The 25,015-nt window shown below is 70.7% G+C and carries 18 protein-coding genes; 2 read left to right on the top strand and 16 right to left on the bottom strand.

Features of this window, described 5'->3' with window-relative positions; all coding sequences use genetic code 11:
- Positions 1 to 28: 28 nt before the first annotated feature.
- The 6 genes from tssE to tssA all read right to left on the bottom strand — a co-directional run bounded on the left by tssE (position 29) and on the right by tssA (position 6,243).
- The gene (tssE, locus tag WJM96_RS13625; protein WP_424813034.1) at positions 29 to 544 is read right to left on the bottom strand and encodes a type VI secretion system baseplate subunit TssE; all 516 of its coding nucleotides are present in this window, start codon (positions 542 to 544) and stop codon (positions 29 to 31) included.
- A 1-nt stretch (position 545) separates the two neighbouring features.
- Complete coding sequence (locus tag WJM96_RS13620) at positions 546 to 1,343, bottom strand: type VI secretion system accessory protein TagJ (protein ID WP_424813033.1); 798 nt, start codon at positions 1,341 to 1,343, stop codon at positions 546 to 548.
- Between the two features lie 19 nt (positions 1,344 to 1,362).
- Entirely contained in the window at positions 1,363 to 2,907 is a 1,545-nt protein-coding gene (gene tssC, locus WJM96_RS13615) for a type VI secretion system contractile sheath large subunit (protein WP_424813032.1), read from the bottom strand.
- A gap of 22 nt (positions 2,908 to 2,929) precedes the next feature.
- Complete coding sequence (gene tssC, locus WJM96_RS13610; RefSeq protein ID WP_424813031.1) at positions 2,930 to 4,426, bottom strand: type VI secretion system contractile sheath large subunit; 1,497 nt, start codon at positions 4,424 to 4,426, stop codon at positions 2,930 to 2,932.
- A 3-nt stretch (positions 4,427 to 4,429) separates the two neighbouring features.
- A complete protein-coding gene (gene tssB, locus WJM96_RS13605) occupies positions 4,430 to 4,933 on the bottom strand; it encodes a type VI secretion system contractile sheath small subunit (RefSeq protein WP_424813030.1) in 504 nt (167 codons plus the stop codon).
- Between the two features lie 182 nt (positions 4,934 to 5,115).
- Positions 5,116 to 6,243 (bottom strand): type VI secretion system protein TssA, encoded by a 1,128-nt coding sequence (tssA, locus tag WJM96_RS13600; RefSeq protein ID WP_424813029.1) that lies wholly within the window; start codon positions 6,241 to 6,243, stop codon positions 5,116 to 5,118.
- Between the two features lie 301 nt (positions 6,244 to 6,544).
- Here tssA and tssH point away from each other — a divergent pair, with 301 nt between their 5' ends.
- Together tssH and WJM96_RS13590 are read left to right on the top strand one after the other, a co-directional pair.
- The gene (tssH, locus tag WJM96_RS13595) at positions 6,545 to 9,181 is read left to right on the top strand and encodes a type VI secretion system ATPase TssH (RefSeq protein ID WP_424813028.1); all 2,637 of its coding nucleotides are present in this window, start codon (positions 6,545 to 6,547) and stop codon (positions 9,179 to 9,181) included.
- Between the two features lie 218 nt (positions 9,182 to 9,399).
- Entirely contained in the window at positions 9,400 to 9,879 is a 480-nt protein-coding gene (locus tag WJM96_RS13590) for an Hcp family type VI secretion system effector (protein ID WP_424813027.1), read from the top strand.
- A 209-nt stretch (positions 9,880 to 10,088) separates the two neighbouring features.
- Here WJM96_RS13590 and WJM96_RS13585 read toward each other — a convergent pair whose 3' ends face one another.
- From WJM96_RS13585 to WJM96_RS13540, 10 genes are all read right to left on the bottom strand, one after another.
- Positions 10,089 to 10,799, bottom strand: coding sequence for a PP2C family protein-serine/threonine phosphatase (locus tag WJM96_RS13585; protein WP_424813026.1), 711 nt, complete (start codon positions 10,797 to 10,799; stop codon positions 10,089 to 10,091).
- Positions 10,796 to 11,329: a type VI secretion system-associated protein TagF gene (gene tagF / locus WJM96_RS13580; protein ID WP_424813025.1), complete on the bottom strand. Its 534-nt coding sequence runs from the start codon at positions 11,327 to 11,329 to the stop codon at positions 10,796 to 10,798. The genes WJM96_RS13585 and tagF overlap by 4 nt, the downstream gene beginning before the upstream one ends.
- Positions 11,330 to 11,333: 4 nt before the next feature.
- Positions 11,334 to 14,846: a type VI secretion system membrane subunit TssM gene (gene tssM, locus WJM96_RS13575; protein WP_424813024.1), complete on the bottom strand. Its 3,513-nt coding sequence runs from the start codon at positions 14,844 to 14,846 to the stop codon at positions 11,334 to 11,336.
- Positions 14,846 to 16,225: a type VI secretion system protein TssL, long form gene (tssL, locus tag WJM96_RS13570; RefSeq protein WP_424813023.1), complete on the bottom strand. Its 1,380-nt coding sequence runs from the start codon at positions 16,223 to 16,225 to the stop codon at positions 14,846 to 14,848. Before tssL ends, tssM begins: the two co-directional genes overlap by 1 nt.
- On the bottom strand, positions 16,222 to 17,559 hold the full coding sequence (tssK, locus tag WJM96_RS13565) for a type VI secretion system baseplate subunit TssK (protein WP_424813022.1): 1,338 nt from the start codon (positions 17,557 to 17,559) through the stop codon (positions 16,222 to 16,224). The genes tssL and tssK overlap by 4 nt, the downstream gene beginning before the upstream one ends.
- Before the next feature lie 35 nt (positions 17,560 to 17,594).
- Complete coding sequence (gene tagH, locus WJM96_RS13560; RefSeq protein WP_424813021.1) at positions 17,595 to 19,148, bottom strand: type VI secretion system-associated FHA domain protein TagH; 1,554 nt, start codon at positions 19,146 to 19,148, stop codon at positions 17,595 to 17,597.
- Between the two features lie 98 nt (positions 19,149 to 19,246).
- Entirely contained in the window at positions 19,247 to 19,543 is a 297-nt protein-coding gene (locus WJM96_RS13555) for a PAAR domain-containing protein (RefSeq protein ID WP_424813020.1), read from the bottom strand.
- 1 nt (position 19,544) lies between these two features.
- On the bottom strand, positions 19,545 to 20,132 hold the full coding sequence (locus tag WJM96_RS13550; protein WP_424813019.1) for a DUF6931 family protein: 588 nt from the start codon (positions 20,130 to 20,132) through the stop codon (positions 19,545 to 19,547).
- Positions 20,132 to 22,048 (bottom strand): type VI secretion system Vgr family protein, encoded by a 1,917-nt coding sequence (locus WJM96_RS13545; protein WP_424813018.1) that lies wholly within the window; start codon positions 22,046 to 22,048, stop codon positions 20,132 to 20,134. The genes WJM96_RS13550 and WJM96_RS13545 overlap by 1 nt, the downstream gene beginning before the upstream one ends.
- A 72-nt stretch (positions 22,049 to 22,120) precedes the next feature.
- Positions 22,121 to 25,012, bottom strand: coding sequence for a caspase family protein (locus WJM96_RS13540; protein WP_424813017.1), 2,892 nt, complete (start codon positions 25,010 to 25,012; stop codon positions 22,121 to 22,123).
- Positions 25,013 to 25,015: the final 3 nt, after the last annotated feature.

Genomic DNA, 25,015 nt, shown 5'->3' with positions numbered 1-25,015 from the left:
GAGCGCGTGGGGTTGTGCATGCGCGCCATCACCCGCGCTCCGTCACGCGGACCTCGTGCGAGACGGCCTCGATCACCGTCTCGAAGCTGATGGGCTCCGGGATCGGGTCGGTCCGCAGCACGGCATCCACCTTGAGGCGCAACGTGCGGTCCAGCTCGTTGCCGGATTCGCGGAGCTGGACGCGCACGGATTGTAGCCGCGGCTCGAAGCGCCGGATGATCTGCTCCACCTCGCGCGCCAGCTCCTGCCGCTTCTCCGGCAGTGCGTAGCTGCCGGAGGTCGCATCGGGGATGCCGTAGCCGAGCGGCGACGTCACGAGCTCCGGCGCCGTGGCCGGGAGCGGCCAGCGGCGGCGGCGCGCGTTGAGCAGCGCTTCCAGATCCCGGCGGACGGCCGAGCGCAACGTCTCCAGCGCGATCGCCGGAGTGAGCGGAGCGTCGCGCGGCGAAGCCGGATCGGAATCCAGGAGCCTGTCCAGCAAGGGCATCCGCACGCGCTGGCTGGCGCGCGGGGCGGGGCCGTTCCTGTCGCCGCTGCCGCTCATCTCAATCGAAGCGCAGCGAGGCGATATCGGAAATCGCCACCGCATCGTCGCCGATGAGGAAAAGCCGCTGACCCAGGCCGCGCACGGGGCCTGCGCCTTCCGTCCATTCCGTCGCGCGGCCGAGGCGGATCGGGTCCGGCTGGCCCGGCGCGGCGGGATAGATCGAGGGCATGTAGACGACGCCCTCGGTGCCGTCCTTCAGCTCGATATTGGTGCGGCGCCAGGCGAGGTCACGAGGCCGGCGCGGCGCGTCGAAGGCCAAGGAGGCCAGGCGCTCCACCGGCACGAGGATGTGTTCGCCGCCCGTCGTCAGCACCTCTACCATGGGGGCCATGAGGTCGTCGGCATCGCGGAAATCGTCGAAGGCGATCTTGCTGCCATCCGCGAGCTCGGCCTCGCCCGAGCGCTTGGGCCGGGAATCCTCGGCGGCCTGCGCCTCGGTCACCGCTTCCTCATGGGCGCCCGCACGGGCGAGCACGGAGGCGCGCAACGCCGCCGACTGCGCGTCCGTCGCATCGTCGCCCGAGAATTTCGGCGCGCGGCCCTCGTTCCAGACCTGCTGGCGCACGACCTCGGCGCGCAGGAGCTTGCGGAATTCCAGGACGGCGGGAGAGGGATCGTCCAGCACCGCGGCGTCCAGCATCCGGTCCGCGCGCTCGGCATCGCCCGCGAAAAGCATGAGCTCCGCCAGCAGCCAGCGCGCGCCCGAATCGCGCGGCGCGGCCTTCACCGCCGCCTGGGCCGCGGCCACCGCCGCCGCCAGATCGCCTGCCTTGAACGCTTCGCCTGCATTGGCCATGGATGGTTTTCCTTTCTTCTCAGGCGGCCGCGCGCGGCGCGGCGAGATCGGTGACAAGCCGGAAGGAGGCACCGACCTCATCCAGCTGGTAGTGCGGCTGCAGCGTCATGGTGCAGCCATAGGCGCCGGGACGGCCGGGGCGCTCGCGCACTTCGACGCGCGCGTCGCGCAGCGGATAGCGCGCGGCCGCGTCGCCGCCGCCGGCCAGGCCCGTGATGTGCCGGTTCAGCCATTGCTGCAGCCGCAACTCGACCTCGTCGGGGCCCAGGAAGCTGCCGACCATGTCGCGGCCCATCAGCTTCACGACATGCGCGAAGCGGGAGACGCAGAGCACGCTGTTGAGCTGTGCGGAGATGCGCTGGTTTGCATCGGCCACCTGCGTCGTCATGCGCGGAGGGCGGTGCAGGCTCGGCACCGCGCCGAAGCTCGCCTCGGGCAGGGCATCGAGGCCGCAGAAGGCGACCATGCCACCATCGGCGGCCTCGCGCTCCTGATCGTCGGTCAGGGACAGTTCCAGCGGCGGGCGCGGCGGCGGGCCGGGCGGGTCGGCGCGGAAGCGCTCATGCGGCAGCGTCTCGACGACGCCGCCGAGCGCCTCCCAGCCCGGCTCCGCGCCGCGGATCTCGGCGGGCCAGCGGTAGCGCGCGAAGGCCCGCGCCGCGACGGAGGCCAGGGCGTAGACCGGCGTCGTCCAGACCCGCTGGTTCGCATGGCCCGCATCCTCGCGGTAGCGGAAGCGGTCGGCGCGGGTGCCGTCGTCGCGCCAGGCGGCGCGGCCCAGGACGCGCGGCAGCACGAGCGCGAGGAAGCGCGTATCCTCGCGCCCCGCGAGGCTGCGCCAGCGCGTGCGCTCCGGCGCGCGAAGCACCTCCGAGAGCGACACGGTGGTGCTGGCGTCATGCCAGTCGTCGAGGCCGAGAAGGGCGGGGGCGGCCGGCATCACGATGGGGCAGAAGGCCGCGGCCCCGATGGCGGAGAGCTGGCCGAGTACGGCCACGTCATCGACCGGATGGCCGGCCGCCGGGCCGGGCCGGATCTCGAAATCCGCGGCCAGCATGCCGTAGGGCTCGCCGCCGGGGGTGCCGAACTCGTCCTCGTAGATGAGGCGGAAGAGGGTGGACTGGTCGAACTCCGCCGCTCTCTCCAGGTCGCGCGCCAGTTCCTGCCAGCGCAGCGTCAGCAGGCGCACCTTCACCAGGCGATCCTGCACGAAGCCCTCGACCAGCCAGTGCAGCCCGCGCCAGGAGCCTTCCATCCGCGTCAGGCGCGGCTGGTGCAGGATGGCGTCGAGCTGGCGGGAGATGGCGGCGTCGAGGGCGGCGATGTCACGGTCGAGCGCTTCCTCCAGCCGGGCCTTGCGGTCCGGCCCGGAGGCCGCGAGGCGGGCGAGGCGGGAGCGCCCCATCCAGCCGCGCAGGATCGCGCCGGCGTCCGATTCCGCGAGGAATTCGGCCATGGCGGAGGCAGGCGCGCCGGCGCCGAAATGGCGACCGGCGAGGACCACCTCGCGCAGGCCCGCATCCTGCGGTCCCGGATCCGGCAACATGGCGCCGAGTTCCGCCACATCGCCTCCTTTCGAACCAGCCTCAGGCCTTCTGCGGGATACGCGCGACCATCCGCATGGAGGTCGTGAGCTCTTCCAGCTGCAGCCAGGGGCGCAGATAGGCGACCGCGTTGTAGGAGCCGGGGCGGCCCGGAATCTCCTTCACCTCGATCTTGGCCTCGCGCAGCGGGTACTTCGCACGCGCTTCCTGGCCCGCGCCCTCCATCGGGTTCACGTAGTTCTGGATCCAGCGATTCAGCCACTGCTCGCAATCCGTCGCCTCCATGAAGGAGCCGATCTTGTCGCGCGCCATCACCTTGAGGAAATGGGCGAAGCGGCTGGTCGCCATGATGTAGGGCAGGCGGGCCGAGATGGCGGCGTTGGCCGTTGCCTCGGGGCGGTCGTACTTCTTCGGCTTCTGGGTGGTCTGCGCGCCGAAGAAGACCGAGTAGTCGGTGTTCTTGTAATGGCAGAGCGGCAGGAAGCCGTTGTTGGACAACTCGGCCTCGCGGCGGTCGGTGATGCCGATCTCCGTGGGGCACTTGGTGTCCATGTCGCCGTCGTCCGAGGTGAAGACGTGCGTTGGCAGGTTGGTCACCATGCCGCCGCCCTCGGCGCCGCGGATGGCGGTGCACCAGCCGTACTGGGCGAAGGCGTCCGTCAGGCGCGTGGCGTGCACGTAGGCCGCGTTCATCCAGCAGTACTCGTTGTGCTCCATCGCCTTGGCGCTGCCGTCGGCGTTGAAGGGCGCTTCCTCATAGGCGAACTCGTCGATCGGCTTCGTGTTCGCGCCATAGGGCAGGCGGGCGATCACGCGCGGCAGGACGAGGGTGACGAAACGGCTGTCCTCGCTGTCGCGGAAGGAGCGCCACTTGGCGTATTCCTGCGTCTCGAAGATCTTCGAGAGGTCGCGCGGCTTCGACAGCTCCCGGTAGTCGGAGAAGCCGAACATGCCGGGGCCGGCTGCCGAGATGAAGGGGGCAAAGGCCGCCGCCGCCACGTTGGAGACGAGGCGGAGCGTCTCGACGTCATCGGGGTGGTTGGTCCACTCGTAGTCGCCGATGAGCGCGCCGTAGGGCTCGCCGCCCGGGGTGCCGAACTCGTTCTCGTAGATCTTCTTGAAGAGGCCGCTCTGGTCGAACTCCACCGCGCGGGTCAGGTCGCGGTTCAGCTCGCGCTTGGAGGCCTGCAGCAGGCGGATCTTCAGACTGGTACCCGTCTCGCTGTTCATGACGAGATGGTTCAGCCCGCGCCAGGAGCCCTCGAGCTTGAGGAACTTCTCGTTGTGGATGATTGCGTTCAGCTGCTCGGACAGCTTGCGGTCGATCTCGGCGATGGCGCGGTTGAAGGTCTGCGTCAGGTTGCGGCTGTAGGTGACGGTGCCCTTCAGCGCTTCCTCGGTCAGGGCCTTGATGAGGTCCTGCGCGCGGTCGCGCTCGGTCTGGCGGGTGGCGCCGATCACCTGGTCGAGGAAGGAAGCCTCGCCTTCGGTGGTCGTCGTGCTGCCGGCGGCGCCGGGCTGGGTCTGGGTTCCGCTCATCGCTCAGCCCTCCTTGCCGATGCCAAGCTGTTCGGAGAGGGCCTTGAGCTTGGCCTCGTCCTGCAGGACCTCGTCCAGCAGCTCCTCCAGCTTGTCGGAATTGTCCACCTTGCTCATCAGGTCGCGCAGCTTGGCGCGGGTTTCCATCAGGGCCTTCAGCGCGGGCACCTGCTCGGCCACCTTGGCCGGGTCGAAATCGTCCATGCTGCGGAACTTGAGGTTGACCGCCATCTGGCTGCCGTCGCCGGCCAGGGTGTTGTCCACCTTCATGTTCAGGCCCGGGGCGATGCGGGCCATGACGTCGTTGAAGTTGTCACGGTCGATCTGGGTGAACTTGCGCTCCGCCAGCGGCTTCAGGGGCTCGCTGGGGTCGCCGGCGAAATCGCCCATGACGCCGACGATGAAGGGCAGCTCTCGCTCGATCGCCGCGCCTTCGGTCTCGACCTCATAAGTGATATGGACCCGCGGCTTCCGCACGCGGTTCAGTTTGTCATGAACGCTGGCCATATCTTCTCTCCCAGGCGCGTCAGCGCCAAATGAAACGGCGCGCGAGCGCCCAATAAACCGAGTAATCCTCGGAGCTTGTTCTGCTCCGTTCGGGGCCGGAGCCTATGCCGGGCCCAAATGGAGCGTCAACGCGACAGGGTCATCATCTCAATCAAAAGTTGTATTCCTTGGAATTTTCCATGTCATTGCTCATCCAGCCCGCCGGGCCTGATCCCGAGGGCCGTCAGCATCGCCGTCCGGGCCGTCTCGTCCTGGAGCACCTCCGCCAGCAATTCAGGCAGCGGCATGCGTCCGCGGCGAGCTGCATCGGATAAGGTATAGGCCAGGAACGAGTGCGGCTCGGTCTTCTGGAAGAATTCCGCAAGATTTTCCAGTGTCTTGAGCGCCTGCTCCCGCGTCGCGATCGCATTTGCCGGAATCGCGATGCCCGCGGCCCCAGCCGCCGGGGCCACGCCAGCTGCAGGCGCCATGCCTGTGGTCTCGGCCACCCCGGGGACGGCGGCATCCTCGGCGGAGGCCGGGGCGCCGCCCAGCAGGGTCGCGACCTGGGCCATGCGGTCCAGGACCTCGGCCACACGGCGGGTGGGGGGTGAATCCATGCCGAAGCGGGCGTCGAGCTGATCCTGGAATTCCTGCCACGCAGAGCGGGCGGCCAGGGCCGCCGCGGCCACCTGCTGCAGGCTCGCCCGGTCGAACTTCGCCTCGGTTTCGAGCGTTTCCAGCGGGATCACGCCCTGGCCGTAGCGCTGCTCCTTCCGGGTCTCATCGGCTAGGCCCGCCGTGTCGGAAGACGCTTCATACTGATAAAGGCTGACCGTTTCCCCCGAGGGGCGGCGGAACAGCGCGGTCCGCCGCAGCGGCTGCATGATCGTGCCGTCGCTGTCCCCGCCGGCCAGGCCGCCGAGCGGGGCTGCGCGGTCCTCCAGGCCTTCGTCCTCGAGTTGAGGAAAGCCCGCATCCCAATGATTTTCCAGCAGTCCGGCCAGAGTTCGGGAGCCGGCGGCGAGGCCGGAGAGCCCTTCCTGACGGACCAGCGCCTCGACCAGCCAGGCCGCGATCTCGAAATCCTTGCTGCGATCGGAAAGGGCTTCGACGGCCAGTCGCCGGACCTGGCGCCAACCTTCGACGGGGGGGCCTTCGCTGTCGCCCTGGCTATCGCGCGCGCGTTCCTCGGCCCGGGCCTCGGCACGGGCGTCGCGCAGGCGCTGATAGATCGAGGTCGCGGAATAATCCTGTCGCAGATCCTCGCCGGCTCCATTCTCGCCGACGGCTGCCACCAGGGCTCCCACATCCACCACGTCGTCCGCCATCAGTCCCCCAGATCGCTTCCCGGCCCGTCTGCACGGGAAGAATGATGATAGAACATGAACATCCGCCTACGGAACGCCAGCGCATTTTCGTCGCGTGTGTCTCACTCGATGTTCTCGCATCAATTTGTCGAGATTGTTGAAATTATGAATTTCAGTGTGAAATTTGAGGCGCGTGCCTGCCTTGCTTAGGAATTATTCACCGGTTTCATGGTTCTCCGCTGGACAGTCGGCGAAGGCCCCCCCTAGCTTCCCGGCCAAGAAAATCCTGGTCCTTTTGAGCAGTGTCGGAGGCGTCGGCTACATGGTCGCTATTGATCTGAAATCCCTCGTGGCCCGCATGACCGAACTCGGACGGCGGCAACTGGAAGCGGCAGCGGGCCTGACCTTGTCCCGAAGCCATTACAACGTCGAAATCGAGCATCTTCTTGTGAAGCTGATCGAGACGCCGGGTTCCGATGTCTCGATGATTCTTCGCCATGCCGAGGTCGATGCTGGGCGAGTACTTTCCGAACTGACGCGTGCGCTCGACAAGATGCGCACCGGCAACGCCCGCGCCCCCGGCCTCTCGCCCGATATCGTGACCTGGCTGCGCGAGGCCTGGCTGATCGCGAGCCTCGAGGGCAACCAGGGCAAGATCCGCACGGGTCACCTGCTGGCAGCCCTGCTGAGCGACGAGGCGCTGGGCCGCACCGTGAAGGAGAGCGCGCCCACCCTGCTCAACATTCCCATCGACGGGCTGCGGAAGAATCTCGAAGGCCTGACCAAGGGCAGCGAGGAGGAGGCGCAGGCCTCCGTCGCGCCCGCGCCGGGCGGCGCCGCCGCGGCGGCCGAAGGCGGCGCGCCCCGCGCGGGCGGCCCGCTGGACCAGTTCTGCACGGACCTCACGGCCCAGGCCAAGGCGGGCAAGATCGACCCCATCCTCGGCCGCGATGCCGAGATCCGGCAGATGATCGACATCCTGACGCGCCGCCGCCAGAACAACCCGATCCTCACGGGCGAAGCGGGCGTGGGCAAGACGGCCGTCGTCGAGGGCCTCGCGCTGCGAATCGCCTCGGGCGACGTGCCGGAAGCCCTCGCGAAAGTCCGCCTCATGTCGCTCGACCTCGGCATGCTGCAGGCGGGCGCCGGCATGAAGGGCGAGTTTGAGAATCGCCTCAAGGGGGTGATCGACGGCGCCAAGGCCTCGCCCCAGCCCGTCGTCATGTTCATCGACGAGGCGCATACGCTCATCGGCGCCGGCGGTCAGGCCGGGCAGAACGATGCCGCCAACCTGCTCAAGCCCGCGCTGGCGCGCGGCGAGCTGCGCTGCATCGCGGCCACCACCTGGGCCGAGTACAAGAAGTACTTCGAGAAGGACGCGGCCCTCACCCGCCGCTTCCAGGTCGTGAAGGTCGAGGAGCCGGCGCTGCCGCTGGCCAATGCCATGCTGCGCGGCTTGGTCGCGACGCTGGAGAAGCACCACGGCGTGCGAATCCTCGATGAGGCGGTGACGGAGACGGTGCGCCTTTCGGCTCGCTACATCCCGGCGCGCCAGCTTCCCGACAAGGGCGTCTCCCTGCTCGATACCGCCTGCGCGCGCGTCTCGATGAGCCAGGCCGCGATTCCCGCGCCCATCGAGGACCGCACGCGTCGTCTCGCGCTCATCGAAACCGAGCTGGCGGCGCTGGGCCGCGAGGCGGCGACCGGCGGCGACCATGAGAAGCGCACCGGCGCGCTGGTCATGGAGAAGGCCGAGGTCGAGGCGGAGCTCGCCAAGCTCAAGGAGCGCTGGGAGCAGGAGAAGGGCTTCGTCACCCAGATCCGCGAGCTGCGCGAGAAGCTGGAGAATCCGCCCGAAGGCCAGGACACGGTCGCCGCTCTCGCCGAATTGACGAAGGCCACGGCCGATCTGCGCGCGCTTCAGGGCGAGGAGCCGCTGGTGCATCCCGTGGTGGACGGGCAGGCCGTCGCAGAGGTCGTGGCCACCTGGACCGGCATTCCGCTCGGCCGCATGGCGGGCGACGAGATCAAGGCGGTGATGCAGCTCCAGGAACGGCTGGAGGAGCGCGTCGTGGGCCAGAGCCACGCGCTCGCGGCCATCGCGCAGGCCATCCGCACGAATCGCGCGGGCCTTGCCGATCCGCGCAAGCCGATCGGCGTCTTCATGATGGCCGGCACCTCCGGCGTCGGTAAGACGGAGACGGCGCTGGCAGTTGCGGACCTGCTGTATGGCGGCGAGCAGAACCTCACCACCATCAACATGAGCGAGTTCAAGGAGGAGCATAAGGTCGCGACGCTGATGGGCAGCCCGCCCGGCTATGTCGGCTACGGCGAGGGCGGCGTCCTGACGGAAGCGGTGCGCCGGCGTCCCTATTCGGTGATCCTGCTCGACGAGATGGAGAAGGCGCATCCCGGCGTCCAGGACGTGTTCTACCAGGTCTTCGACAAGGGCAACATGAAGGACGGCGAAGGCCGCGACATCGACTTCAAGAACTGCGTCATCATCATGACGTCGAACGCGGGCACCGACACCATCGCGAAGCTCTGCGCCGATCCCGACACGGCACCCGACCCGGAGGCGCTGGCGGAAGCGCTGCGGCCGGATCTGCTGAAATCCTTCAAGCCGGCCTTCCTCGGCCGCTGCAACGTCGTGATCTACTACCCGCTCGCCGACCATGTGCTGAAGCAGATCATCGGGCTGAAGCTTCGCAGCATTGGCAAGCGCGTGCGCGAATCCTATGACGCGGCGTTCGAGGTGGATTCCTCTGTGATCGACGCGATCGTGGAGCGCTGCCGCGAGGTGGAAAGTGGTGCGCGCAATATCGAGAACATCCTCAACAGGACGCTGCTGCCGGAGCTTTCCGCGCTGGTTCTCGAGCGGCTCTCCGAAGGTCAACCGATCAGCAATGTGCGCGTGAGTATGAACGATGAGGGCGCGTTCAGTTACGCGCTTTCGTGAACGCGACAGACGCGAACAATATGCCGTTGCAGGGAAGCCGCTTGGACGTGCATGAAATACTCGGAAACGGGCCTTCGACCTGACTTTCAGCCCCATCGAGGGTGCGTCGGAGGAGGCTCCAATTTGGCGGCGGGGTGGTCCCGCCGTCACCCAAACCGGCCAGGCCGCCGCCGCGGCGCCAGGTTGGACATAGTCCGCGGCAGTGGAGTGGAGAAGCGATGGCCATCTTCCTGAAATACGGCTCGATCAAGGGTGAGACGACCCAGCAGGCCCACAAGGACTGGATCGAGATCAACTCCATGCAGTTCGGCATGGGCCGCAGCATCACCGCGTCGCAGGGCGGTGCGTCCAAGCGCGAGTCCACGGCGCCTTCGATCAGCGAGATCGTGCTGACGAAGTCCATGGACATCTCCTCGCCGCTTCTCTTCAAGGAGGCGCTCGGCGGCAAGGCGGTCGAAGTGAAGATCGAGCTGACCCAGACCGACAACAACGGCAAGCACATCCCCTATCAGAAGTACGTGCTGAGCGATGCCGTGATCGCGAGCTACAGCATCTCCAGCGGCGGCGACCGCCCGATGGAGAGCCTGAGCCTCAACTTCATGAAGGTCGACAGCGAATATCTGAACATCGACGACAAGTTCGCGTCGAAGACGACCGGCCACGTGGTCTACGACGTGGGCGAGCAGAAGCTCACCTGAGAACCGGTTCACGGTTCCACACGGCAGGCCGGGCGCGCATGGCGCGCCCGGCTTTTTTATTGCCCCCAGATGCCGGGTGCGCGCTTCGCGCGCCTGCCTTCGCGCCTTGCCCTGGCGTGCTGGGTCGGATCGGCATCTGGGGCGCGGCCGCGCTTCGCGCTCGCGGCCTGCGGCTAACCTCTGGCCGGACTGTACGGCGGGATGCCGGCCTAGCCGTCGACCAGCACCACGCTCACATTGTCGCGGCCGCCGGCTTCCACGGCGCAGCGCACGAGCTCCGCCGCATCCGCGCCGCCGGCCAGCAGCTCCGCGATCCGCGCTTCCGGCAGCTCCTTGAACACGCCGTCGCTGCACAGCATGAAACGGTCGCCCGGCAGCATGCGGTCGGCCGCCTTGTCGAGCTCCAGCTCGCCCTCGGCGCCCACGGCGCGCGTGATGATGTTGGCTTGTGGATGAGCCTCCGCGGCCTCGGGGTCGAGGTCCCCGGCGTCCACCATTTCCTGCACCAGGCTGTGGTCGCGCGTCAGGCGCAGCAGTTGGCGATCGCGCAGCAGGTAGATCCGGCTGTCGCCCGCCCAGAGCGCGGCGTAGTACCCGCCGCGCGCTAACAGCACGACGATGGTGGAGGCGATGACGCCTCCCGTCCCCCGGGCCAGCGCCTTGGCCTTCAGCTCGCCATGCACGCCCGCGAGCCGCAGGCGGACCTGGGCCAGCATCTCCGCCGCGTTCAGGCCGGGCGGGATGCTGCCCAGCGCATCGGCGATGGCCGCGCTCGCGACGTCGCCGGAGCCATGGCCGCCCGCGCCGTCCGCAACGGCCCAGAGGCCGAGGTCGGGCCGGTCGACGAGGTTGTCTTCATTGCGGGGGCGAACGGCGCCGGGATGAGTCGCGGCGCTTGAGCGGAGGATAGTCGCGCTCATGGCTCCTCGGGCTCCAGCAGGAAGCGGAAATCGGCGGCGGCCGGCATGCCGCGCGGCGGACGGCCCGCGGCCCAGAAGATGCTGCGGCCGTCCAGGGTCGCGTCTGTCTCGTCGGGGGGCGGCTCAGGCAGGGCGGCCGCCAAGGCATCCGCGTCGAGGTCGCCGGCGCGGCCCTGAAGCACGGCGGCCTCGAGCGCATCGTACCATTCGGGCGGTGGAGCGAGCCCGGCCATGGGCATCACCACCGCGGCCGTCAGCGGAAAGCGGCGGCCCACCGTATCGGCCGAGGTCGCGACCACGCCGAAGGCGGCATCCGGTCCGCAGGCGCCCGGCGCGAGGCGGAAGCGCCAGACCGGCGCGGCGGCCCAGGCGGTCTCCCAGGCCTCGTCGCCCAGGCTCTCTCGGGCCTGGGCCATTCCCTCGCTCAGCCAGGCGTCCCACGGGGCGACGAAGCTGCGGGGCAGGGCACGCCGGACGAAGTCCCCATGGGCGGGGAGCTTGCCGAAGAGCCCGGGGCGGACTTCGTCCATGGCGTTAGTTCTGCGGCGGCTGGAAGGTCGGGCAGCGGAACTCCAGAAGCTCCCTCAGGCCGAAGGGATTGATGCTGCTTCCCGCCTGCACCAGGAACTCGGCCGTGCGGTCGCCCTGCGTCACCGTGAGCCGGAAGCGGTCCGGCTGGTTGGTGCCGAGAAGGCGGTGCAGGAAGACGAGCCGGAGCGTCGCCCAGGCGCCGTCATAGGCGAGGTCTCCCCGGCTGGAGGGCGGGTCGAAGCTCAGCGTCACCGGCTGCAATGCGGGCCAGGTCACGTCGATCGGCCGCCCGCCGCCGCCCGGCGTCAGCGCATTGCGCGCGCCCGAGGCCTCCAGCGTGCCGGAGGAAGCGGCGGCGGAGATGCCCTGCGGGATGAGCTGGAAGCGGAAGCCATTGGCCACGCCCGCGGGGAAGAAGGCCTCGCGGATCGCCTGGGCCCGCTGGAACTGCAGCAGGTCCGAGGCCGAGATGGGCGGGGGCAGCCCTTCGGTCGCGACCGGGCGCCAGGGGCGCTGAGTCGTATCGGCGTAGGGGCGCAGGTGCTGCGTGAAGAAACTGTCGAACACGCCGCCCGGCGCGAAGAGGCGGATGAAGTCGTCCACCGGCATGTCGGGCGCGTTCTGCTGGCGCCGGAATGGGAAGCGCGTCTCGATGCTGCGGCAGAGCGAGAGCAGCGCACCGCCGCCACCCCCACCACCACCGCCGCCGCCGCCCCCGCCCGCGGCCGCCGCGATGGCCGCCTGGGCGCCACCGGCGCGGGCGCGGCCCGTGGCCTGGGCGAGGGCCGTCATCCAGCTCCGCAGGGGCTCCGGCTGGCGCTGGGCCTCCGCCAGCAGGCGCTGGCCGGGGTCGAGGCCGGCCGTCTGGGGCATCACCGTGCCGGGCGGGGCGTTGGCCAGCCGCGCCACCTGCACATAGAGGTCGTTGAGGATGGCGAGCACGCCGTCCAGCGGCTGGCCTGACGCCTCGCGAAGCCCCTGGAAGTGGCGTTCGACGGCCTCGGCGACCGGGGCCGCGCTGTTGCCGCCCGTGGCGCCCACGGCCGCCGCCACGCGGCTCGCCGCCGCCGCGGTGGCCGAGCCCGTGGCCTGTGCCACCGCCGCCACCGCGCCGGCCGCCGCGCTGCCCACCGTCTCCGGTGCCGTGCCCGGCGAGAGCTGGCGCGCGATGGAGCGCAGCAGGTCCTTCATGGGCGAGTTGGGGGCGCCGAGGAGGTTCAACGCCTCGGCCGAGGCGTTGAGGCCCACCACCGGCGGCAGCACCAGGTCGTTCAGCATCGCCTCCCAGGCGCGGATGTAGTCGGCCGCGTAGAGGGCGAGAACGTCCGCCTCCAGCCGGCGCGGATCGCCCGCGGCAGTGGCGGCCTCGGGGCCCAGCACCCAGGATTCGCTGGCCGCTTCCAGCGCGGCCTGCGGCAGGCGCGGCAGCACGGCGCGGTAGAGCCCTTCCACGGTGAAGAAGCCGGGCACGCCCTCGGTCATGGGCCGCCCGCTGGCGCGGGCGAAGTAGCGCTGCCCGGCGGCGCCGAGCGGCTGCCCCGGCGTCCAGGCCGGCGTGTTGTCCGCCAGCGAGCGCAGGCGGGCATAGACGCGCTGCGCCATGGGCAGGCGCGAGAAGACGCGCCGCGCCTGGTCCACCAGCGCGCCATCCAGCGGATAGGTGGCGAGCGACCCCGCCAGCAGCGCTTCGAGATGCCGGCCCAGCGCCTCGCGGCCCGGCTGGTTCACGGCGCCCGGGAAGGCGGCCTGCCAGTCGAGCGCGAACCACTCCTTGATCAGGTTGCGGTCCAGCGGCCCCTGCTTGCCGAGCATCAGGTAGACGCGCACGGCCTCGTAGAGATAGTCGGGCCGCTGGATGCCCTCCCGGATCTGCACTTCCAGCCGGGCGAGCAGGCGCGGCAGCAGCACGCGGTTGAGCGCGCGGCTGTAGGCGCTTTCGGCGCCCTGCTTCAGCATCTCCTCCTGGCTCAGCCCGAAGCCGGGGCCCTCGCCGGCGGCTGCCGGCGGCAGCGCGCGCGCAGCCTCCAGATAGCCGAGCACGGGCGCCAGATCGGGGCTGCGGACGCGGTCGAGCGGGGTGGCGCCGCCCGCCTGTTCCGCGCCCGTGACGGCGGCGGCGAGGCGCTCGCTGCGCCCGGCCTCGCTGTTGAGCGCGGACCAGCCCAGCGCGCCGCCGGCCAGAACCAGCAGCAGCGCCGCGGCCCAGGAGCCGATCTGCACGATGCGCTGGCGCGATTCCAGGCCGCGGTCATTTGCCGCCAGCCGTGCCTCGTTGAACACCACGTCCTTCAGGACGCGCGCCAGGAAGTAGGCGCGGCCCTTCTGGCCCATGACGTTCGCCGGCCGGCTCGGATCCAGCCCGAAGGAGCGCGAGAGCGCGCCGGCCAGGCGGTCGAGCGGCGTGCCCTCCTGCGTGCCGGAGGTGAAGTAGACGCCGCGCAGGAAGGGCGCGGGGTCGAGCTTGGAGCCGCCGAAGGCCGCCTGCGCGAATTCCTGCAGCGGCGCCTGCAGCGAGGCGAACTGCGCCGGGAAGCCCGCGATGGCGGCGCGCTGGGCGGGGCCGCGCTCCGTCTGCAGGCGCTCGAACTCGCGGTCCAGCAGGCGGGCCTTCAGGGCGTCGAACTCGGCGTTGAACTGCGTGACGCTGCCTTCCGGCGCCGCCTTCACGGGGAAGGTGAAGCCCCAGGCCTGCTCGCGCTGGTTCTTGTCGAGATCGTCGAAGAATTCCAGGAAGCCGGGCAGCAGGTCCGCCTTGGTGACGAGGAAATAGACCGGCAGCTTCTGCCCGAGCCGCGTCTCCAGCTCCTTGATTCGGCGGCGGACGTTGCGCGCATGCGCCTCCCGCTGCGTCGCATCGAGCCGCGAGAGCATGTCCACGCCGAAGGCCACCAGCACGCCGTTCAGCGGCTGGCGCGGGCGGTTCTTCTTCAGCAGGTCGAGGAAGCGCTCCCACCCCGCCTTGTCCGTTTCCGCGTCGCTGTCCTGTGTCGTGTAGCGGCCGGCGGTGTCGATCAGCACCGCGCGCTCGGTCAGCCACCAGTCGCAGAAGCGCGTGCCGCCGACGCCCGCCACGCGGCCCTCGGCCAGCGGGAACTCCAGGCCGGAATTGAGCAGGGCCGTCGTCTTGCCCGAGCCGGGCGGGCCGATGATCGCGTACCAGGGCAGGTCGTAGAGGTAGGTGCCCTTGCCGCCGGTCGCGGATTTCAGCTTGGCCAGCGCATCCGTGAGCTTGGCGCGCAGCTCGGCCTCCTCCTCGGCCGCGGCCTCGTCCTTCTTGACCTGCGGGTCGGGCGCGGCGGCGGCTTCGACCAATCCCGCGTCACGTGCCTCGCGCTTGCGGCCGATCAGGAAGAAGACGAGGAACCAGATGAGCACCGGGATGGCGACGAGGATCCCGCGCATCCACAGGGGATCGAACATCTCGCCCAGCAGCGGCGCGAAGATCCAGAAGACGACGTCCAGCAGCAGGACGCCCAGCAGGGCGCCCAGCGCGGGGATGGTGAAGAGGCCGCGCATCACGAACCCTCCCGGTTCAGGATCACCTCGATGCGGCGATTCTGCTCGCGGCCTTCGGGGGTGGTGTTGGGGGCGATGGGCTCGGCGTCGGCGCGGCCCTCGACGGCGAAGCGCGCGGGCATGCCGTTGGCGGCGATGATCATGTTCGCCGCCTCCTGCGCCCGCGCCTGGGACAGCGCGAAGTTGGACGGGAAGCGCACGGTGCGGATGGGCTGGTTGTCCGAGTGGCCCTGCACCTGCACGCGCCCGGGCTCGATCTTCAGTGCCTCGCCGATACGGCGCATCAGGTCGTTGTACCGGGGGTCCAGCGTCGCGGAGCCCGAGGGGAACATGCCGCGATTGCGGATGCGGACCAGGATGCGCTGCGCGTCGCCTTCCACGGTCACCAGGCCCTCGCGGATCTCGGGTGCGAGGAATTGCCGCAGGCTCGGCAGCGCATCCGGCTTGGGCGGGACGTTGGGCGGCGGCGGCGGCGGCGGGGCGGGCGGCACGGGCGGCGCCGTGCGGTCGATGGAGGGCAGGGCGCCGGGCGGAAGCGCGGCCATGCGCTCATAGAGCCCATCGGCCTGCGCGCCGAGATTGTTGGAGACGTAGTACCAGCCACCCCCCAGCAGCGCGAGCGCCAGCGCGAAGGCGACCCAGGCCGGGACGCTGCGGCTCATGCCGCGATGCGGCGCGTCCACGCCGCGCCAATGCGGCGAGAGTTCGCGCTCGTAATTGCCGCGCAACTGCACCAGCAGCTGGTAGAGCCCCTCGCGCACGCGATCCAGCTCGGCCGTGCCGCGCGGCATGAGGCGGTACTTGCCCTGCAGGCCGAGCGAGAGGGCGAGGTAGGTGATCTCCAGCGCGCCCTTGTAGCGGCCGGGATCCTTCTGCATGCCCGAGAGCAGGTCGAAGACGCGCTCGCCCGAGCGGACCTCCTGGTGGAAGGTGGAGACGAGCGACTTCTGCGCCCAGGAGGATTGCGCCCCCCAGGGCATGCTCAGCACCACATCGTCGAGCGCGGAGCAGAGCACGTAATGCGCGGCGCGGATTTCCTCGGCCGTCGCGCCGATGTCGCGCGCATCGGCCTCGAAGGTCCGCAGCGCGCGCAGCGAGCGCTCGCGCAGCTCCTCCACCGGCGGCTGGCTCGCGATGCCGGCATTGGCGAGGCGCGCGAGGATTTCCAGCAGCGGCGAGGCGGCCGCCGCCAGCGGGCCGGGCCCGACCTTGGGCAAGGCCTCCGCCTCGCCCGCCAGGCGCGGGGCCGCGCCGCCGGAGGAGGCTGGCGGCGCGGAGACCGGCTGCATCGGGGCGCTGGCCACGGGCCGCGGCTGCGCGCCCCGGCCGACCACCGTGCGGTCGGCATCGTCGGGTTCGCCGAAAGGATTGTCGCTCATGCTCGTATCGCCCACAGGCTGAGACGCAGGTTCGGGAAATCACCGGAGACGTGGATCGCGAAGCCGCCGCTGCTCTGCATCTGCTGCCAATGCGGCGAGCCGCGATCGAGCTCGAAATAGACGGCGCCCGCGTGGAACGGGATCTGGCGCGGGGCGACGGGAAGCGGGCGCACGATGATGCCGGGCAGCGCCACGTTCACCAGCTCGCGGATATGCTCCACGGCGCCGATCTTCACCTGGTTGGGGAACTGGCGGCGGACGGTCTCGCCCGGCATGTCCGCCATCACGGTCATCACGAACTGGCCGGCGCGCAGCAGGTTGCGGTCCAGGATGGGGCCGACGCGCACGCCGTGGCTGCGCTCCTGCAGCGGGATCTCGACGGCATTGGTCTCCAGCACCGCGGAGAGGCTGCGGCGGAGGTCCGCGATCACGGGCGCGAAGCTGCGCTGCAGGTCGTCATGCCGGTAGGCGGGATAGGTGCTGGCCTTCTTGTCGGGCGCCGTGAAGGTCGCGAGCTCGCCCGCGATCTGCACCAACGTCGCGAAGAGCGCCTCGGGGTGGATGTTCCCCGCATCGGCGAAATGCGCGAGCAGCGGCAGGCAGCGGTTCACCGTCTGCAGCAGCAGGAAGTCCGCGACCTCGGCGACGCCCCGCGCGCCAGGCTGCGAGAGGCGGGCGCCCAGCGCCTCGGCGCGCTGGTTCAGCATGCCCACCAGCTCGCCCAGCACGTTCGACAGCGGGGAGACGGCGGAGACGCGCAGGCAGGGCGGGATGTAGCGCTCGTCGATCACGACGCGTCGGTCGGCCTGCACCTCCACGATGCGGGCGAGGCCGAGGCAGGAGAAGCCCGCGCGCTCCTCGCTTTCCAGCATGTAGCGCAGTCGCGGGCGGCCGACGGCGATCTCGGCCGGGAGCGTGGCGTCCGAATGCGTGTCATAGGCCTCGAAGGCGCGCAGGCCGTAGCGCGCGGCGGCGCCTTCGGGCCCATCGGTCGCCGTCACCTCTGGGCTGCCGGGCTGGCGGACGGGCAGGGCCAGGTAAACGATCTGGTTGCGCGTGCCCTCCAGCAGATCGAGCGGGGTGGGCTGGTCCGCCGTGCCGGGGATGGAGAAGGGCGTGCCGTCCTCCATCACGCCCGCGATGTTGGAGAGCGCGAACTTGCCCGCGCCCAGCAGGTCCCGGTCGAGGCTGATGTCGGTCACGCCCCAGGGATGCGGGCGCAGCGGCGCGGTCCTCGCCTGGAGCAGGGTTTCGAAATAGCGGTCCTGCTGCTGGTAGTGCTGGGCGCGAAGGAACATGCCTTCCTGCCAGACGACCTTGTCGTTCCAAGCCATGCCGCTTTCTGTCTCCCAAAAACCGTGAGCGCCGTTCAGCCGCCCTTGCGTGCCGCGTCCTCGTAGGCACGGGCGAAGGCCTTGCCGAAGGCACTGTCGAAATCATCCTCGAACTGGTCGCTGACCTGCTGGTGGAGGCGCCGGTAGGCGTCCCACAGCTTCTTCTCTCGCGCGCCGGGCATCAGGCCGCCGCTCGTGATCTCGGTCTCCAGCGGCACGGGCGAAAGCCGCGTGAGCAGGGCCTTGGCGGCCGCCTGCGTCGCTGCCAGCGTCGCCACCTGATGCGCGGTGAGGTCCTGCACCGTCTCCTGGATCGCGGCCGGGCCGCCGCCCTGGGGGCCGAGCATGGCCAGCACCGCCTGGTCGTCGGTGGCGGCGAACTTCACGGGGTTGTTGCCGGCGGCGCGCAGCATGGTCTGCTCGATGCGGAACTCGCGCTTCACATCCGCGCGGGCGATGAGCAGCGCGCGCATGCCCGAGACAGCGGCGCGCAGCGCGGCGCCGGCGGCGGCCAGGGCCGCGGCGGGGTCGGTGCCGGGCGGCGGCGCGGGCAGGCCGGCGGCCTGGAAGAGCAGCGCGACGGCGCTCTGCATGTCGCCCGAAGGCGCGGGTGCTGCCGCGGGCGTCACCGCGACTGCGACGCTGACCACCGGCGGAGGCGGTGCCGCGGGCGGGGGCGCCGGAACGTCGAGGAAGGGATCGCGCGCGGCAGGCGCCACCGGCGCCACTGGCGGCGGCGAAAAGGCGGGCGGCGGCACGGGCGCCAGATCGGCGAAGGGATCGGGCGTGGCGGCGGCCGGGGTTTGCGGCGCGGCCGGCGGCGCGAAATCCGCGAAGGGGTCGAGCCCAGCGGCGGGCGGGGGCGCGGCCGGGGGCGCCGGAGGCGACGCGGCGAAGGCCTGGCCGGGCGGCGCATCCGCGAAGGGATCCGGCAGATGCGCGAAGGGATCGGCCGAGGGCGCGGATGGGGCAGCGGGCTTCGGCGCGGGCGCCGCGTTCCAGTCGCCCGGCAGCAGGTCCGGCATGGTGGCACGCGGCGGGGTGAAGACGTCGTTCGTGCTCGGTTGGTGGTCCGGCATCACGGGGCCGGGGTCCTCGGGCGCGAAGGGGTCGAAATCGGCCGGCAACAGGGGAGCGGCCCCGCCGGGCGGGCCACCCGCCGGCGAGAGGCCGGGCAGGGGAGCCGAGAAGATGTCCGAGGCCGGGGCGGCAGGGGGCGCCATCGGGTCGGGGATGGCGCTGGCCGATTGCCATCGCCCGCTGCCGATCGATTCCTCCTCGACCCGGCATTCGATCTCGTAGGCGCCGAGCCGCAAGCGGTCGCCGTCGCGCAGGACGCGCACCTGGTCGCGCCCCACGGGGTCGGAGGCGCCGTTGACGAAGGTGCCGTTGGTCGAGAGGTCGCGCACCTGCCAGGCGCCGGAGAGGTATTCGACGGCGCAATGCCGCTTGGAGAGCACGCGGTCGGGATCCATCAGCGGCCAGCTGCAATCCGCTCCGCGGCCCAGCACATACTCGCCGCCGGGCACGCGCCGCTGTTCAGGGATCGCCTGTTCAGGACAACGCAGCACGGACAGCACCAGGACCATTGCGACTTCTCACCCCGCCGGTGCGCCCCCGGATGGGGCGCTTCTCTCAGGACCGCCGCAGCATGGGCGGTCCGCCTTTCCAACGCGTCAAGCGCGCGTCACCCGCCGATCATCACGGTCGGCATCCCCACGATCAGCACGCCGCCATGCGCCGTGTTGTCGCCGATGCGCGCCGCCGGCAGGCCACCGACCAGCACCGTCGTGCTGCCCTTCACGATCACGTCGGGCGGGCCCACGCAGGTGCACATGTCCGTCACGCGCGCCTGCGGGATGCCGCCGGTCAGCACGGTGGGCATGCCCATCACCACCGGCCCGCCGACATGCGGGATGGGCGGCAGGCCGGGCGTGACGAAGGGGCAGAGGTGCATGTCGCCGATGCGCGAGGCCGGGGGCATGTCAGGGCTCCTCCGGCGGCAGGCGTCCCGCGCCGCCGCTCGCGATGTCGCGTGCCGAGGCGAGGAAGTTCATGAAGCGCTGGTCGGCGCGCTGCGGCAGATGGCGCGCGGCGGCGAGCATGATGGCGCCCGCGACGGCGACGCCGGTCAGGTGCTCGGCGGGCGGCACGACGGGCTGGCCCTCGGGCGCCATGCTGCCGCCGGACCAGAAGGCCGCGACGGCGGCCCAGGCCTCGGGGCTGCGGAAGCCGCCGCGCTGCGCGACCTCCATGGCGCCGCGGCGCGTGGCCTCGTCCGGCTTGCGGACCCAGGCCTCCGCGGCGTTCAGCGCCTCGAGGTCGAGCGGCACGGGCTCCAGCGCAGGGACCGCGCGGGCGCACATGCAGGCCCACCAGACGGCCTCGCGCTTCGGCAGGGCGTGGGCGAGGAGGCGCATGGCATCCGGCATGCGGCCGGCCTCGGCCAGGCGCGCGACGCCGCCGCCGGCATCGGCGAGGCCCGTGAGCAGCGCCGCGCAATCGGAGTCGAGCTCCAGGCGCGGAAGGAGCGGTTCGAGCGCCGCACTGAGTTTGTTGGCTTGCGCGCTCATCAGTTGATCATCACCAGGCCGCCCTTCACGACCATCATGGCGTTGCCCTTATGCGTGCTCATCAGGCCCTCGGTGTTGAGCGCGAGCTGGGCCTTCACGTCGATCTGCATCGCCTCGAGGCTGATGCCGACCGGCGTGATGTGCAGCTTGCTCGTACCCACCGTGAGGGTGATCGACTGCATGGCTTCGATTTCGATCTTTCCCAGCGAGGCCTTCTCGGTGATGTTCCCGAGCTTCACCAGGGTATCCATGTTGCCCATTTCTACCGTGAGCTTCTCGTTACCTTGGCTCACCGTGGCGGTCCGGTCCAGCTTCACCGTCTCGGTGTGCTTGCCGTCCACCGTCTCCGTGCGGTTGTTGCGAACCGTCTCCGTCCGGTCGTTCTTGATGAGAAGGGTCATGTCCTTCTCGGCCTGGATATGGATCTCCTCGCTGCCCTTCTTGTCCTCGAAGCGGAGCTCGTTGAAGTTCGACGCGCCGCCGCCCTTGCTGGACCGCGTCTTGATGCCGGACTGCGTCTTGTTGGCGGGGAGCTGGTAGATCGGCTTCTGCTCGGAATTGTAGACGCTGCCGATGATGACCGGGCGGTCCGGATCGCCGTCCACGAAGGCGACCAGCACCTCGTCGCCCACGCGAGGCAGCGTCCAGGAACCGCCCCACTTGCCCGAGAAGCTCTGCCCCACCCGCACCCAGCAGGAGGAAGTGTCGTCCCGCTTGCCCGCGCGGTCCCAGAGGAAATGGACCTTGACGCGGCCATACTCGTCGCAGTGGATCTCCTCGCCGTTCGGGCCCGTCACGATCGCGCTGTGCACGCCGTTCATCGGCGGGCGCGGCCGTGGCTCGGGCGGGCGCCAGGGGCGATCGGCCGCGATGAGCATCAGCGCATTGGTGTAGCCGGCGCTGCCGCCGCGCACGAGGTGCGTCTCGTCATAAGCCTCGTGCCGCACGGAGCTCACGAGCCAGGTGACGGGCGGCGGATTGTCCAGGCCCGGTCGCACCTTGAGCCGCCCGCCAGCGAAGATCGTGGGATCGTTGCCCGTGGCCTGCACGCGGTCGGCGCCGGCCTCGAAGCCTTCCATGTTCAGCTTGGAGAGATCGCCCTCAGGCCGCACGGTCTGGCCCGAGGGCCAGTGGAAGACCTCGTAGGCCGAGGCGTTGGGCGTGCCCAGGATGGTGCTCGACTGCTTGTTCAGCAGGGTGTTCGGCTTCAGCCCGTCGAAATCCTGCGAGACGATCTTGCCCGGCTGCAGCGCCGTCACAGGCTGCCATTCGGTGAGCGAGCCGTGGATGTCGCGCTCGTTGCGCACCACCTGCGGCTCGCCCGGGATCTGCGGGTAATCGGCATTGGCGCCGCAGATGACCATCGTATGGTCGTTCTGCTTGTGCTCGAAATAGTAGCCGCTGCCGATCTCGTCGAGCAGGCGCTGGGTGAACTCCAGGTCGGTCTCGTTGAACTGGACGCAGTAGGTGCGCTGGCCGCTGGCGACGGAGCCGCCCCAGCGCACCGGCGCGACACCACCCTCCTGCAGCACGGTCGAGACGATGTCCTTGACCGATTTCTCCTGGAAGATGCGGCAATCGGCCGTGCGCGAGAGTTGCCAGAGCCGCGGCACCGCTTCCAGCCGGTAGGCCGCGAAGCCGCGCCCATAGGGACCGATCCGGGTGAAGGCGCGCACGATGCCGTGGAAGTAGCGCGGCTCCACATGGCCCGTGCGGATCGCGCAGGTGATGGGCTTGCCGATGAGCGCCGACGGCTTCAGGTCCATCTCCGCGCTCAGCACTTCCGCCGTGATGGCGAAAGGACGGCCGATGGCCTCCTGCACCGAGAGCCGCCGAAGGACGAGGACGCCATCACCCAGTGGTGACGAGATGTCCAGCAGCCGCTCCGTTTGCGCGAGATTTAGCGACTCACTCAACTGCGTTCCCCGAAACCTGAAGCGCGAACCTAGGCGCCGTCCCGCCGCTTCGGAAGAAGTTCCGTGTCATGTTCATCGCGCGATGGCCCCGAGCGGGAAGGAGCGCAGATCGCGTTGCGCCGTGCGGAACACGGCATCCTGCTGATGGTGCTTCTGTGCCGCGAGCTGCGGCACGCGGCGCGTGACCCACTCGCCGAGCGCGAGCGCCGAAACCCGGCCCTCGCCATCCGTCGCGGCGCGGCCGCCCATGCCCTCGCGCACCGCATAGGCGAAGACGCCGTTGCGGTCGTCGTAGCTGTCCAGCGCCTCCTGCACGCTGGTGCTGGCGGCGAGCAGGAAGCGCCCCGTCTCGTTGCCGAGCGCGGCCAGGCTGTCGATCGTGACCTGCCCCGCATGGCAGGTATCGATGAAGAGGAAGCCGTCGCGCGCGCGGATGCGCGCGAGCGCGGCGACCAGCGTGCCCTCGTCCAGCGCGCTGCGGCGCAGCGCGTCCCAATTCGTGGTGCTCGCCTCGTGCGGCAGGAAGAGGAAGCGCCGGTCACCCTCGGCCCGCACGCCATGGCCGGCGAGGTAGAGGACGAAGGTATCCTCGGGCCGCGTCACCTGTGCCGCCTGGTTCAGCGCGGCGATGATGTTGGCGCGCGTCGCCTCGCGATTGGTGAGCACGGTCGTGATCACCTCGCGGAAGACGCGGTCGGCGCGGCTGCGCAGGGATTCGGCGACGGTGCGCGCGTCGGCCACGGCGTAGCGCAGGCTGAGATCGGTCTGTGCGTACTGATCCACGCCGATCGCCACGATGACGAGGCGCCCAGCACCCGGCGGCGGCGGTGCCTCGCCCGGCCGGCGCAGGTCGAGCGAGGGGGCCTCGGCGAAGAGGCTCCGGTCGTCGGCGTAGAGGCGCGCGGAAATGCGGTTGGCGCCGGGGTCGAGCGGCACCTCCACTGCATTGGCGCCCGGCACCGCCGCGCCGCGATAGGCGATGCGGTCGTTCACCATGACGTCGAGCGGCCCGAGGCCCAGCCCGCGGTCGGTCGTGTTGAAGGTCAGGCGCAGCGCGCTGGCGCCCTCCGGCAGTTCGGAACTGCCCCAGGCGACGGGGCTGCACGCCCCCTCGATCACGGCGCAGGCCTGGCCGGCCGCCAGCGCGGGCAGGCGGCCGATGCGGCCGCGCACCTCACCCAGCTCGTTCATGCGGGCCTGGGCGGGGCCGTTGTCGCCACGCAGGCGCGCGCGCAGCTCCGCCGGGGCGTAGAGCGCGCGATAGGCCTGCTGGAAGCTGGCCCATTCGGGCGTCTGCGCGCGACCGTTGTTGAGATGGACGCCGACCAGCTCCTGCCCGCCCTGCGGCGAGTGGTCGAAGAGGCCCTGCGGTGTCCAGGACACCCAGCGCCGCGTCTCGGCATGCACGAAGAGCGCGCCCCGCTCCACGAGGCGCGGCTCGGTCTGGTACCAGCGGATGGTGCCGTCACCGAGCGCCGCCACCGCCACCCCGTCGCCCGCCACCACGCCCCAGACCGCACCGGGGGTCGGGACCTGGTCGAGCACCCGGCCGGTCCGGTCGAAGAGGCTGAGCTGGGAATCGCTGCCGAGGAGAAAGCGCTCCTCGCCCGGCAGGATGGCGAGGCTGCGGCTGAACTCGCCCTCGCCGATGCGCAGGGGCTGCCCGTTCACGCGCGGCCGGTCGCGGTTCTGCCAGTCGGTGACGTTGATCCTGGGCGATTGCTGCCGCGCGGAGGCGAGGTCGCGCGCTTCCTCGGCAGAGAGCTGGCCGGTCTGCGCGTCGAAGACCAGCGGCGGCGTGCCGGGCCGCAGCACGAAGCGCACGCGCTGCCCGTCGGCGCTGGCCGCGAGCCATTCGGCGGTGTTGCGGAAATCCCCGCCCGGCGGCGTGGGCGCCTGCACCAGCGAGCCATCGGGCGCGAGGCGTCCCCAGCCCGGGTCGGCGGCCGCGAAGGCCAGCCCGCCCTGGGGCAGGGGCAGAAGCTGGGAAATGGCGTCGCGGGCCGCCGGGATGTCCCGCGCGGGCCCGAGGCCGAAATCCGACCAGCGCCGGATCACGAAATTGGCGGCGCCCGGCGTGCCGCCCTGCCGGCGCGCATAGCCCGAGGCATAGAGCTGCACGCCGCCCCGCCCGTCCGAGGCCCAGGCGACGGCCGGCAGCCCCTCGCCCTGGAGCCAGGTGGCGTCGGGCACCAGCACGGTGCGCAGGTCATTGGCGGCCAGGACCTCGACGCGCAGGCGGTCCTCGAAGCCCACCGCGATCAGGGCGCCATCGGGCGACCAGGCGAGGCCGTAGGGGCGGCCGCCCTGGACCGGGGCGCGCTCCGCCACCTTGCGGCCATTGGCGTCGTAGACGCGGACCCGCCCGTCGGCCGAGGTCGCGGCTAGGCGACCCTGCGCGTCGAAGGCGACCATGCGGGCCGCGCCGGCCCAGCCCTGGCTGTCCTCGGCCACGGGCTTGCCGTCCCGCGCGTCCCAGATGCGGATGCCTGCCCGCCCGCCGAGCGCCGCCGCCAGCCGCGTGCCGTCGGGCGAGATGGCGAGGTGCTGGGCCGGCGCCGGCAGGCCCGGCAGCCGTGCCAGCAGCCGACCCGTCGCCGTCTCGAAGAGGTAGATGGAGAAGCCGTTCTCCCAGCTCCGCCCGGTGAAGCCGGCCGCGAAGGCCCGGCTGCCGTCCGGCGTCAGCGCGACGGCGTAGAGCTCGCCTTCCGAACGGTCCCCGATGGGCGGGCGCAGGACCGCCAGCGGCGTGCCGTCCGGCAGCGACCAGAGGCGGAGCGTCTTGTCGTCCGAGACGCTGGCCAGCACGCGCCCCGCCGCATCGGTGGCGAGGCGCGAGACGGGCGCGATATGCGCCGCCGCCTCGATGCGAAGGATGGGGGCCTGGGGGGGCTCCTGCGCCCTGGCGATGGGCGCCAGGGCCAGCAGGCCGAGCGTCAGAACCAGGCGGCGCAAGCGCCGCACGGC

Origin of the sequence: Roseococcus sp. YIM B11640 (genome assembly GCF_049727625.1) — a bacterium.
Taxonomy (GTDB): Bacteria; Pseudomonadota; Alphaproteobacteria; order Acetobacterales; family Acetobacteraceae; genus Roseococcus.
Note: the sequence above shows the minus strand (reverse complement) of the source record. Positions and strands in the feature narration are given on the sequence as shown.

Coding starts and splice junctions, on each gene's coding strand:
- WJM96_RS13555 (WP_424813020.1), bottom strand. CDS start 19,543: ATGCCCCCGGCCTCGCGCATCGGCGACATGCACCTCTGCCCCTTCGTC.
- tssC (WP_424813031.1), bottom strand. CDS start 4,426: ATGAGCGGAACCCAGACCCAGCCCGGCGCCGCCGGCAGCACGACGACC.
- WJM96_RS13585 (WP_424813026.1), bottom strand. CDS start 10,799: ATGAGCGCGACTATCCTCCGCTCAAGCGCCGCGACTCATCCCGGCGCC.
- tssE (WP_424813034.1), bottom strand. CDS start 544: ATGAGCGGCAGCGGCGACAGGAACGGCCCCGCCCCGCGCGCCAGCCAG.
- tagF (WP_424813025.1), bottom strand. CDS start 11,329: ATGGACGAAGTCCGCCCCGGGCTCTTCGGCAAGCTCCCCGCCCATGGG.
- tssA (WP_424813029.1), bottom strand. CDS start 6,243: ATGGCGGACGACGTGGTGGATGTGGGAGCCCTGGTGGCAGCCGTCGGC.
- WJM96_RS13550 (WP_424813019.1), bottom strand. CDS start 20,132: ATGAGCGCGCAAGCCAACAAACTCAGTGCGGCGCTCGAACCGCTCCTT.
- tssM (WP_424813024.1), bottom strand. CDS start 14,846: ATGCGCGGCCTCTTCACCATCCCCGCGCTGGGCGCCCTGCTGGGCGTC.
- tssK (WP_424813022.1), bottom strand. CDS start 17,559: ATGGCTTGGAACGACAAGGTCGTCTGGCAGGAAGGCATGTTCCTTCGC.
- WJM96_RS13590 (WP_424813027.1), top strand. CDS start 9,400: ATGGCCATCTTCCTGAAATACGGCTCGATCAAGGGTGAGACGACCCAG.
- WJM96_RS13620 (WP_424813033.1), bottom strand. CDS start 1,343: ATGGCCAATGCAGGCGAAGCGTTCAAGGCAGGCGATCTGGCGGCGGCG.
- tssB (WP_424813030.1), bottom strand. CDS start 4,933: ATGGCCAGCGTTCATGACAAACTGAACCGCGTGCGGAAGCCGCGGGTC.
- tagH (WP_424813021.1), bottom strand. CDS start 19,148: ATGGTCCTGGTGCTGTCCGTGCTGCGTTGTCCTGAACAGGCGATCCCT.
- tssL (WP_424813023.1), bottom strand. CDS start 16,225: ATGAGCGACAATCCTTTCGGCGAACCCGACGATGCCGACCGCACGGTG.
- tssH (WP_424813028.1), top strand. CDS start 6,545: ATGGTCGCTATTGATCTGAAATCCCTCGTGGCCCGCATGACCGAACTC.